9 protein-coding genes and 1 pseudogene are annotated in these 8852 nt (G+C 62.2%); 8 read left to right on the top strand and 2 right to left on the bottom strand.

Annotation, left to right across the window (positions count from 1 at the left end):
• Positions 1-42 precede the first annotated feature (42 nt).
• Both DBR23_RS15510 and DBR23_RS15505 read left to right on the top strand, forming a co-directional pair.
• Positions 43-1275 carry a sulfite oxidase gene (locus DBR23_RS15510; RefSeq protein ID WP_062405656.1) on the top strand — a complete coding sequence of 411 codons (1233 nt, stop codon included), beginning with the start codon at positions 43-45 and terminating at the stop codon, positions 1273-1275.
• Positions 1272-1619 carry a cytochrome c gene (locus DBR23_RS15505; protein WP_008904214.1) on the top strand — a complete coding sequence of 116 codons (348 nt, stop codon included), beginning with the start codon at positions 1272-1274 and terminating at the stop codon, positions 1617-1619. The genes DBR23_RS15510 and DBR23_RS15505 overlap by 4 nt, the downstream gene beginning before the upstream one ends.
• Before the next feature lie 612 nt (positions 1620-2231).
• Here the strand turns inward: DBR23_RS15505 and DBR23_RS32295 are convergent.
• Positions 2232-2606 (bottom strand): NTP transferase domain-containing protein, encoded by a 375-nt coding sequence (locus DBR23_RS32295; RefSeq protein ID WP_108498838.1) that lies wholly within the window; start codon positions 2604-2606, stop codon positions 2232-2234.
• Positions 2603-3214: pseudogene (locus DBR23_RS15495) on the bottom strand (XdhC family protein); the annotation flags it as partial. The pseudogene DBR23_RS15495 and the gene DBR23_RS32295, both read right to left, overlap by 4 nt.
• Before the next feature lie 16 nt (positions 3215-3230).
• Here DBR23_RS15495 and DBR23_RS15490 point away from each other — a divergent pair.
• The 6 genes from DBR23_RS15490 to DBR23_RS15465 form a co-directional block, all read left to right on the top strand.
• Positions 3231-3437: a zinc-binding dehydrogenase gene (locus DBR23_RS15490; protein WP_008905568.1), complete on the top strand. Its 207-nt coding sequence runs from the start codon at positions 3231-3233 to the stop codon at positions 3435-3437.
• A gap of 393 nt (positions 3438-3830) precedes the next feature.
• Positions 3831-5708 (top strand): sigma-54-dependent Fis family transcriptional regulator, encoded by a 1878-nt coding sequence (locus DBR23_RS15485; RefSeq protein ID WP_233250478.1) that lies wholly within the window; start codon positions 3831-3833, stop codon positions 5706-5708.
• A 418-nt stretch (positions 5709-6126) separates the two neighbouring features.
• Positions 6127-7113 carry a thiamine pyrophosphate-dependent dehydrogenase E1 component subunit alpha gene (locus DBR23_RS15480; protein WP_034397995.1) on the top strand — a complete coding sequence of 329 codons (987 nt, stop codon included), beginning with the start codon at positions 6127-6129 and terminating at the stop codon, positions 7111-7113.
• An 11-nt stretch (positions 7114-7124) separates the two neighbouring features.
• A complete protein-coding gene (locus DBR23_RS15475; RefSeq protein WP_008905565.1) occupies positions 7125-8144 on the top strand; it encodes an alpha-ketoacid dehydrogenase subunit beta in 1020 nt (339 codons plus the stop codon).
• Positions 8145-8199: 55 nt separating this feature from the next.
• A complete protein-coding gene (locus tag DBR23_RS15470) occupies positions 8200-8430 on the top strand; it encodes a biotin/lipoyl-containing protein (protein WP_008905564.1) in 231 nt (76 codons plus the stop codon).
• Positions 8427-8852 (top strand): 2-oxo acid dehydrogenase subunit E2 (locus DBR23_RS15465; protein ID WP_199227723.1); only part of this gene is annotated, 426 nt, incomplete at its 3' end. The genes DBR23_RS15470 and DBR23_RS15465, both read left to right, overlap by 4 nt.

Raw genomic sequence — 8852 nt, 5'->3', positions numbered from 1 at the left:
CCCCAACCGGCGCACGACGCCCAACCACCGGAGACCCCAGAAATGAACCAACAACCCACCTCGCTCCCCCGGCGCCACCTGCTGGCCGGCAGCGGCGCTGCTTTGGCTGCCGTTGGTCTGGCCAGCTTTGGCCGCACCGCAGCCGCTGCTGGTGAGACCGCGCCCGTCGCCGTGGCCGGTGCTGCCAAGCCTCTGCCAGCGTACGTGGGCTGGAAGGACCCGGCCAGCCTGATCGTGCACAGCAGCACCACCATTGAGACCAAGCGCAGTGTGTTCGGCACCAGCGTAATCACGCCGTCCGAGCAGCTCTACATCCGCAACAATCTGCCCGCGCCCGACGCCTCGATCCTGGGCAACCGCGATGCCTGGGAGATCAACATCGAGGGGGTGAAGAACCCGCGCAAACTCACGCTGGGCGACCTCAAGCGCATGGGCATCGAGACCACGGCGATGGTGTTGCAATGCTCTGGCAACGGACGCGGCTACTTCCCCAACAAGCCCAGTGGAACGCCTTGGCAAGTGGGCGCAGCAGGCTGTGTGGTGTGGAGCGGTGTGCCGGTGCGCTGGGTGGTGGATGCCCTGGGCGGCGTGGAGGCCGGCATGGCCTACCTCACCGGCACAGGCGGCGAAAAACTCCCCGATGGACTGGACCCCAAGAGCGTGATCGTGGAACGCTCGGTGCCTGCTGCCGCACTCGCCGATGCCCTGCTGGCCTGGGAAATGAACGGTGTGCCGATTTCGCTGGCCCACGGCGGCCCACTGCGCTTGATCGTGCCGGGTTACACGGGCGTGAACAACATCAAGTACGTCAAACGCCTGGCCTTCACCGCTCAGGAGACCGACGCACGCATCATGTCGCACGGCTACCGCATTTCACCGCCCGGCGCGAAGGGCGACCCGTCGCAGCCATCGGTGCAGGAAATGACGGTGAAGTCGTGGATCAACGGTCCCGGCACGGACGGCGCCCCGCTTAAAGCGGGTGACACACAGATCCATGGCGTGGCGTTTGGCGGCATGAACGCGGTGGCCAAGGTCGAGGTTTCTCTGGACGGCGGAAAAACCTGGCAGCTCGCGCGCATGGTGGGGCCCGACCTCGGCCGCTTTGCGTGGCGGCAGTTTGTTTTTGCGGCGCGCCTGCCGGCGGGCCAGTTCACCCTGGCGAGCCGAGCCACCGACACCGCAGGCAACGTGCAGCCCGAACAACGCATGGAAAACGCGGGCGGCTACAACAACACCAGCTGGGCCGACCACGCCGTGAAAGTGAGCGTGGCATGAAGCGCACAATCCAAAAACACGCGTTGGTCGCTGCCCTGTGGTCGTTGGCATTCACAGTGCTGCCCGTGCACGCCGCCGACGATGCCGCGCAACTTCAACAAGGCAAGGTGTTGTTCGGCCAAGGCGCGGTGCCTGCCTGCGCCCTGTGCCATGCGCTCAAGGACGCGGGAGCCGAAGGCGCCGTGGGCCCCAGCCTGGACGAGCTCAAGCCCGATGCCAAGCGCGTGGCCACCGCGCTGCGCAACGGCATTGGGCAGATGCCGTCCTACAACGGCAAACTCAGTGATGCGCAAATTGCCGCCCTGGCGGCCTACGTGGCCAAGGCTTCGGGTGGATCAAAGTGATGGCTGGTTGGCCACAGCGCTGCTGCGCCAACTGACAAAAAGGACGGGATCACCTGCAAACAGCGATCCCGACTGAGTGGCTGACCCAGGGCGGGTCAGCCACTCACCATCACTTGCCTGGTTTGATGTCGGGGACCACCATCCAGCCAGCCCCCATCATCACAACCGCCGGGAACTTCTCGCCGGCCTAAGTCTTGCCCAGCATGGCCTTGTGCTCGCGGTAAGCCATCAACGCTGGCGACACGCCCAGGTGATTGATCGCACCATGCTTGATGCTGCTGCAGTCTTGCTCGTCGAGCTTGCAGATCTCTGCACGCTGTTGTCAACTCTCTAGCAATGTCAACTGCGCGCCTGAAACCTGTCTCTGCGCATTACCACGATGCATGAATAGGAGTGATCGCAATCCGGCACGCCAAGGGCATTCACGTTGAAAACTCGAACGGCAGCAACCGCTGCTTAGCCGTCCGTCAGGCTCAGGAGTAACCGGGTCTTAACAAAGTGTCCGGCAAACTAGGCGAAGCCCAGTTGGAGGCCATGGCCCATTTACTTGAGGGGACTTAGCTTCCGGCAAAACTTTGTAGCAGTTACGGGACAGAACGGCAAAGCTTTGCTCTAATTAGCGGCAAATCTATGTTTTTTAATGCATCGTAACTGTTTTATCACGGCCTCCGTGTCGCTATCCAGTGTTTGCAAGCCGACTTGTAGCGAAGTGGCTGTGTCTTCTTCGGGCGATGGATTGACGACCTGTCCTGTCATCAACTTCGCAGGCCATTGAGCAACGTGGGCCTGGATATCGGCGGCATGATGACCAAGCACAAGCACGCACCTGTGGAATCCCACGCTACAAATTGAGTGCATCAGACGTTCCAGCAGAGTCTGGCCCTGCACCTCCAGCAGGCACTTGGCCCGCCTCCCCATACGCTGCCCCGCGCCAGCTGCCAGTATGAGAACACTGACGCGCTTGCAGTCCTTGGCCGGAGTATTCACCGCGAATCGGAGAGAGATAAGCAGGTCGAGCCAGGCTGCATGGATGCGCCATCAGCGAGTGTGTTCTTGGCGTGCGTCACGTCCATGTCGCGCGGCAGTGGAACGCCGTTCTTTACCGCCAACACCTCCGCCATGATGCTGACTGCGATTTCGGGTGGCGTCTTGCTGCCGATGTAGATGCCGATCGGCCCGCGCAGGCGCGCCAGGCGCTCGGCCGTTTGCTCGAGGTGTTCGATCATGCGGGCATGACGCGCCTCGTTGTTGCGCCGCGAGCCTATGGCGCCTACGTAGAAGGCCTCGGTGTCCAACGCTTCGAGCAGGGCAAGGTCGTCGAGCTTGGGGTCGTGCGTGAGCGCGATCACGCAGCTGCGCCGGTCAACTTTGTAATCGTGCACGACGTCGTCGGGCATGCCGGTGAGCAGCGTCACACCGGGGACCGACCAGGACGCACGGTACTCCTCGCGCGGGTCGCACACGGTGACGGCAAAGCCACTGAACACGGCCATGGTGGCCAGGTACTCGGTGAGCTGGCCGGCGCCGATCAGCAGCATGCGGTATTCGGGGCCGAAGGTGTTAGCCAGCACATTACCGTCGTCGATCAGGGGTGCCTGAGCCCTCGAGCTGATGTTCACGCGCTCGATGTTCGGCACGCCGGACATGGCGCGCCAGGGGCAGATGCTGACCGAGGTGGCGGCGCTGGTTGACGCCGGGCGCATCCGCTCGACGGCCACCGAGACCGCCGGCAGGATCGATGCCGCGACCTTGCGCCGGGTGCACGCGCAGATCGAAAGCGGAACGGCGCGCGGCAAGATCGTGCTCGAAGGGTTCTGAAGGGCCGCAACGAATACGATTGACAGGTCGGCCTCGGACTGCCGCCAGAACCGGATGATCTGCTCTTCTTCATGTTCGTCTTTCTCCTGGTGGTTGACGGACTTCACTAACCTCCGCTTGGTACGGTTGGTGAAGGTCAGGTCAAATCCCGAGATGGTCATTTTTTCGAGCTTCGGACCTATCATTGAGCGTGCAAAGGCCAACGGTGTCGCGGTGAGGCTGCGGCAGAGCTTGTAGGTCTCGCCACATTGCGACAGACACGACCGCCTGGATAAACCCGCCTTGATGCGGGTGCCAGCATAAAGAAGCCAGGAGACAAACATGGCATTCAGCAGCCACTGGAGTGCACCCGGTCATGAGGCCACCTCGGACATATCCTGGCGTGCAGACGACGTGATCGAGCGCTCAAGGCAGCGGTCGATGGGCGTTCACAGGCTCGACCCGGGACGCAGTGACCCGCCGCGCGTCCTCACCGCGACTGCCCTGCAAGACCATCGCTTGCCGATGGAAGACCTGCTGGATGTTGCGCGCAGCGGCATGGAGTCGTTGTTCCTGCAGATACGTGACGCCGGGTATGTGATACTGCTCACGGATGCCCACGGCGTCGCCGTCGACTTCATCAGCAACCCATTGCTGGACCGCGAGCTGCGACAGGCCGGCCTGTACCTCGGCAGTTGCTGGTCAGAGGAGACGGAGGGGACATGCGCCGTGGCGCTGGCGAACCTGGAGCAGCGGTCCATCACGGTTCATCATGAAGAACATTTTCGTGTGCCCTACCGAACCCTGAGCTGCAGCGCCGCGCCCCTGTTGGGCGTCGATGGCCAGGTGCAGGCGGTGTTGGATGCATCCGCCCTGTACTCGCCGGACGACAAGCGCAGTCAGCACCTGGTGTTGCAGATGGTCAAGTCGACCGCTCGTTTGATCGAGAACGCCCAGTTTCTCAAGCAATTCGACCGGAACCTGGTGCTGCGTCTGGCCGGACGGCGCGATTTTCTAGAAGTGGCGACAGAGGGCTTGCTCGCGCTGGACGAGGAAGGCCGGATCGTTGCGGCCAACCAGGCCTTTCTGCAATCCGTGGGGCGCACGCCGGCGATGCTGACCGGCGCCCATGTCGAAGACGTTTTCAACGCGCGGATGGAGCGACTGCTTGGCGCTTCACTGGCCCACCCGGAGCCGCTGGCGTTGCGTTTGCTGCACTCGGGCGAGCGGTGTTTTGCCCTGGCGCGCGGGCCACGCAAGCTCACACCAGTGACCGAACGCCAACGACCGATGCTGCATACCCCGGATGACAAGGCGCTGCGTGAACTTGCTGGGAACGATGCCAGCATGACGCGCAATGCCCAGCAGGCCCTCCGTGTGGTAGACAAGGGCCTGGCGATCTTGCTGCAGGGTGAATCGGGTACCGGCAAAGAGGCCTTTGCCAAAGCGATCCACGAGGCGAGCACGCGGCGATCCAAAGCCTTTGTCGCAGTGAATTGCGCTGCCATCCCGGACACCTTGATCGAAAGCGAACTCTTTGGCTACAAAGAGGGCGCATTCACCGGCGCACGCAGCAAGGGGGCCAGGGGCAAGGTTCAGCAGGCCCACGGCGGCACGCTGTTTCTGGACGAAATCGGGGACATGCCTTTGGCGATGCAGACCCGCTTGCTGCGCGTACTGGCCGAAAGGGAAGTCACGCCGCTGGGTTCAGAAACTTCGGTGCCCGTGGACATACAGATAGTTTGCGCCACGCACAGGGACCTCAACGAGCTGGTCGCCAACGGACTTTTCCGCCTGGACCTGTTTTACCGCCTCAATGGCGTCACGCTGGCGTTGCCCAGTTTGCATGAGCGCACAGACAAGGAAGGCTTGATCCGCCAGCTGCTGCAGGAGGAAGGCCGGTCGCTCTATGCCCGTGCGGGCACGGCCTCCCCCCATGCGTTGGCCGCGCTGCAGACCTACCACTGGCCAGGCAACATCCGCCAACTGAAGAACATACTGCGCGCCGCCCTGGCTTTGAGCGGTGGCGAGGCCATCGAACTGGAACACCTCCCGCTCGACATCCAGGGTGCCATGCGTGCCAGCTTGCCCCCACCCCGCATGCTGTCGATTGGCTTACCAGCATCACCTGTCGATGCCGCCGCTGGTTCGGAGCGGGATGATTTGGTGCAGGTTCTGAGAGCGCACCACTGGAACATCACCCATGCGGCGCGCAGCCTGGGCATATGCCGAGCGACTGTCTACCGTCGCATGCAAAAGTTGGGCATCGTCAGCCCCAATCAGCAGGCCTGAATCAGAAGGCGCCGGCACTTTCCGCTTTTGGCGTGATTGGCCGCGAGAGGTCCAGCCCTGGCTTTCCTAGTTGGCGGCGGGGTTGCAGATATACGCAGGTGCGACACCTGTCGCTCGTTCGCTTGCTGGTGCGACACCTGTAGCACACAGGTGTCGCTGCCATGGGCATTCAGCAGGCCGACACACCGCCCTCAAAGCCTTTGGAACGCCCTCAAACCGGCTTTTAGTGCGGTCTCTTTAAGGGTATTCCCGCGATTCTTCTACAGATCCGACTTATGGCATGGCCTTTGCAAAAAAGTACCTGCGAGACGCGCCACCAGGGGGTGACCACTTTGCTTGCGAAGCGGTCCGACGTCGACGAGTTGGCGGCGCACCTGCGTCGTTCGTGTATCTGAGCATTTTTATAGGAGACAAACCAATGACACCAAACCGCGAGAAACAGCATTGGATGTATCGCAACATGGTCACGAGCCGCAAGTTCGAAGAGACCATTGCGAAAATCTATTTCGAGGGCAAGTTGCCCGTGTTCAGCATGGCCGACGGCCCGATTCCCGGTGAGATGCACCTGTCCGACGGGCAAGAACCTGTGGCGGTGGGCGTCTGTGCGCATCTCGAAGCAAGCGACATCGTCACCGCCACGCACCGTCCGCACCACCAGGCCATTGCCAAGGGGGTGGACCTCGACAAGATGGCTGCCGAGATCTTCGGGAAGGCGACCGGCCTTTCAGGCGGGCGTGGCGGGCACATGCACCTCTTTGATCCGAAGGTGAACTTTGCCTGCTCGGGGATCATTGCCCAGGGCATGGGCCCAGCCGTCGGTGCCGCCCTTAGCCGCAAGATGCAGAAAAAGCCCGGCGTTGCCGTGGCTTTCGTTGGCGAGGGTGCCGTGAACCAGGGCGGCTGGCATGAAGCGATGAACCTCGCCGCGACCTGGAAGCTGCCTTTCATTTGCGTCATCGAAGACAACGCCTGGGGGATTTCGGTGTCCAAGGAGGCTTCGACCGCGATCTCCAACAACGCAGACCGTGCGGCCGCTTACGGCATACCTGGCAAGCGCATCGCAGGCAACGACCCTTACGCGATCTATGAGGCCGCTGGTGAAGCGATTGCCCGCGCCCGCGCTGGTGAAGGCCCGTCCCTGCTGGAGATCGAAACGTATCGGCTCGCTGGCCACTTCATGGGTGATGCCGAAGGCTACCGCCCCAAGGGCGAGAAGGACGCGCTGTTCGCGAAGGACCCGATTCCGAAGATGCGCGCCAAGATGATCGCCGATGGCGTGGCCACCGGCGCAGAGCTCGACGCGATAGAGGCACAGGCCGCTGCCCGCGTTGAACAAGCCATCAAATTTGCCCGCGAAAGTGCGGATCCGGCGCCAGAAACCGCGCTGACTTCCGTGTTCGCTTAAGGAGACAGAGCATGAGCGTAGCCAACGAAAGAAAACTGACCATTGCTCGCGCCATGGCCGAGGCCGTGCAACAGGAAATGCAGATCGACCCCACCGTCTTTGTGATGGGTGAGGACATCGGCGCCCTCGGCGGCGTTTACGGCAACACACGCGGTTTGCTGGAGGAATTTGGCCCTGAGCGCATTCGCGACACGCCGATTTCCGAGACCGCCTTCATCGGCGCCGCTGTCGGGGCTGCCCAAGACGGGATGCGCCCGGTTGTCGAACTGATGTTCGTCGATTTCTTCGGCGTCTGCTTTGACGCGATCTACAACCTGATGGCCAAGAACATCTACTTTTCGGGTGGCAACTTCAAGGTGCCGATGGTGCTGATGACGTCGACCGGTGGCGGTTACTCCGACGGCGGGCAGCACTCGCAATGTCTGTATGGCACCTTTGCGCACCTGCCCGGCATGAAGGTGGTTTGCCCGTCGAATGCCTATGACGCCAAGGGGCTGATGACCGCCGCCATGCGCGATGACAGCCCTGTCGTCTACATGTACCACAAGGGCCTGCAAGGCATGGGATGGCTTGCCACAGAAGCGGGCGCAACGGTGCACACCCCAGTGGAAAGCTACACGGTCGAAATCGGCAAAGCCAAGGTCGTGCGCTCAGGAAAAGACGTCACCATCGTCAGCGTCGGGATGGGCGTGCACAACGCTCTGAAAGCAGCCGAGAAGCTGGAGAGCCAAGGCGTCAGCGCTGAGGTGGTCGATCTGGTCAGTCTGGTCCCGCTGGATCGCGACACGATCCGCGCCAGCGTCGCCAAGACGGGTCGCCTCATCGTCGTGGACGAGGACTACATGTCTTACGGCGTCTCCGGCGAGATCATCGCCAGCGTGACGGAACATGACATCTCGGCCCTCAAGGCCGCGCCCAAGCGGGTGGCGTATCCAGATGTGCCGATCCCCTACGCAAGGGTCATGGAGCAGTTCTGCCTGCCCAACCCCGACAAGATCGTTGCCGCGTTCAACAGCATGAAAGCGGCCTGACCGTGCGTCTCGGGGCCGCCTTCACAGGCGGTCCCACCCAACACAGGAAAGCTCCATGACAGACATCATCATCCCCACCAACCTCTGGGAAGAAGACGTAGAAACCGTCATCACCACTTGGTTGGTCAACGATGGGGCCACCGTTGAAAAAGGCGCGTTGATCGCCGAAATCATGACTGCGAAGGTGCAATACGAAATCCACGCGCCCGCGTCGGGCACCGTAGCTATCAAAGAGAAGGCCGACGCGGTGGTTTCCAAAGGCGCTGTCATCGGAACAATTGCATGACCGACGGCGTGCGCACCGTAGCACTGAAAGGCGTGCGCGGCATGATCGCGGACGCCATGGTCAAGAGCCTGGCCACCGCGGCGCAGCTGACCCATCACGGCAGTGCGGACGCTACTGCTTTGCTGGCGGAAAAGGCGCGGCTGGCGGAAGAGGGGACCAAGGCCTCGGTGGAGGATCTGCTGATGCTGGCCGTGATCCGCGCGCTCAAGAAGCATCCCGATGCGAATGGCCGCACCAAGGACCGCGAGGTTCATCTGCACGAAGCGATTGACCTGTCTGTTGCCATCGCACTGCCGGGCAACTTATTGGTGGCCCCGGCGATTTCTGGTGCGGGTGATATGGATGTGAGCGCGTTGCGGAGTGCGCGACAGGACTTGGCTGCGCGGGCCAAGATCAACAAGCTCACCGTGACCGAGATGACG

This window comes from Acidovorax sp. HMWF018 (assembly GCF_003061035.1).
GTDB lineage: Bacteria > Pseudomonadota > Gammaproteobacteria > Burkholderiales > Burkholderiaceae_C > Acidovorax > Acidovorax delafieldii.
This window is presented reverse-complemented; position numbering and strand designations above follow the sequence as displayed.

Bases quoted from the DNA above. Each gene is read 5' to 3' on its own strand.
- DBR23_RS15510 (WP_062405656.1), top strand. From the start codon at position 43: ATGAACCAACAACCCACCTCGCTCCCCCGGCGCCACCTGCTGGCCGGC.
- DBR23_RS15505 (WP_008904214.1), top strand. From the start codon at position 1,272: ATGAAGCGCACAATCCAAAAACACGCGTTGGTCGCTGCCCTGTGGTCG.
- DBR23_RS15490 (WP_008905568.1), top strand. From the start codon at position 3,231: ATGTTCACGCGCTCGATGTTCGGCACGCCGGACATGGCGCGCCAGGGG.
- DBR23_RS15480 (WP_034397995.1), top strand. From the start codon at position 6,127: ATGACACCAAACCGCGAGAAACAGCATTGGATGTATCGCAACATGGTC.
- DBR23_RS15475 (WP_008905565.1), top strand. From the start codon at position 7,125: ATGAGCGTAGCCAACGAAAGAAAACTGACCATTGCTCGCGCCATGGCC.
- DBR23_RS15470 (WP_008905564.1), top strand. From the start codon at position 8,200: ATGACAGACATCATCATCCCCACCAACCTCTGGGAAGAAGACGTAGAA.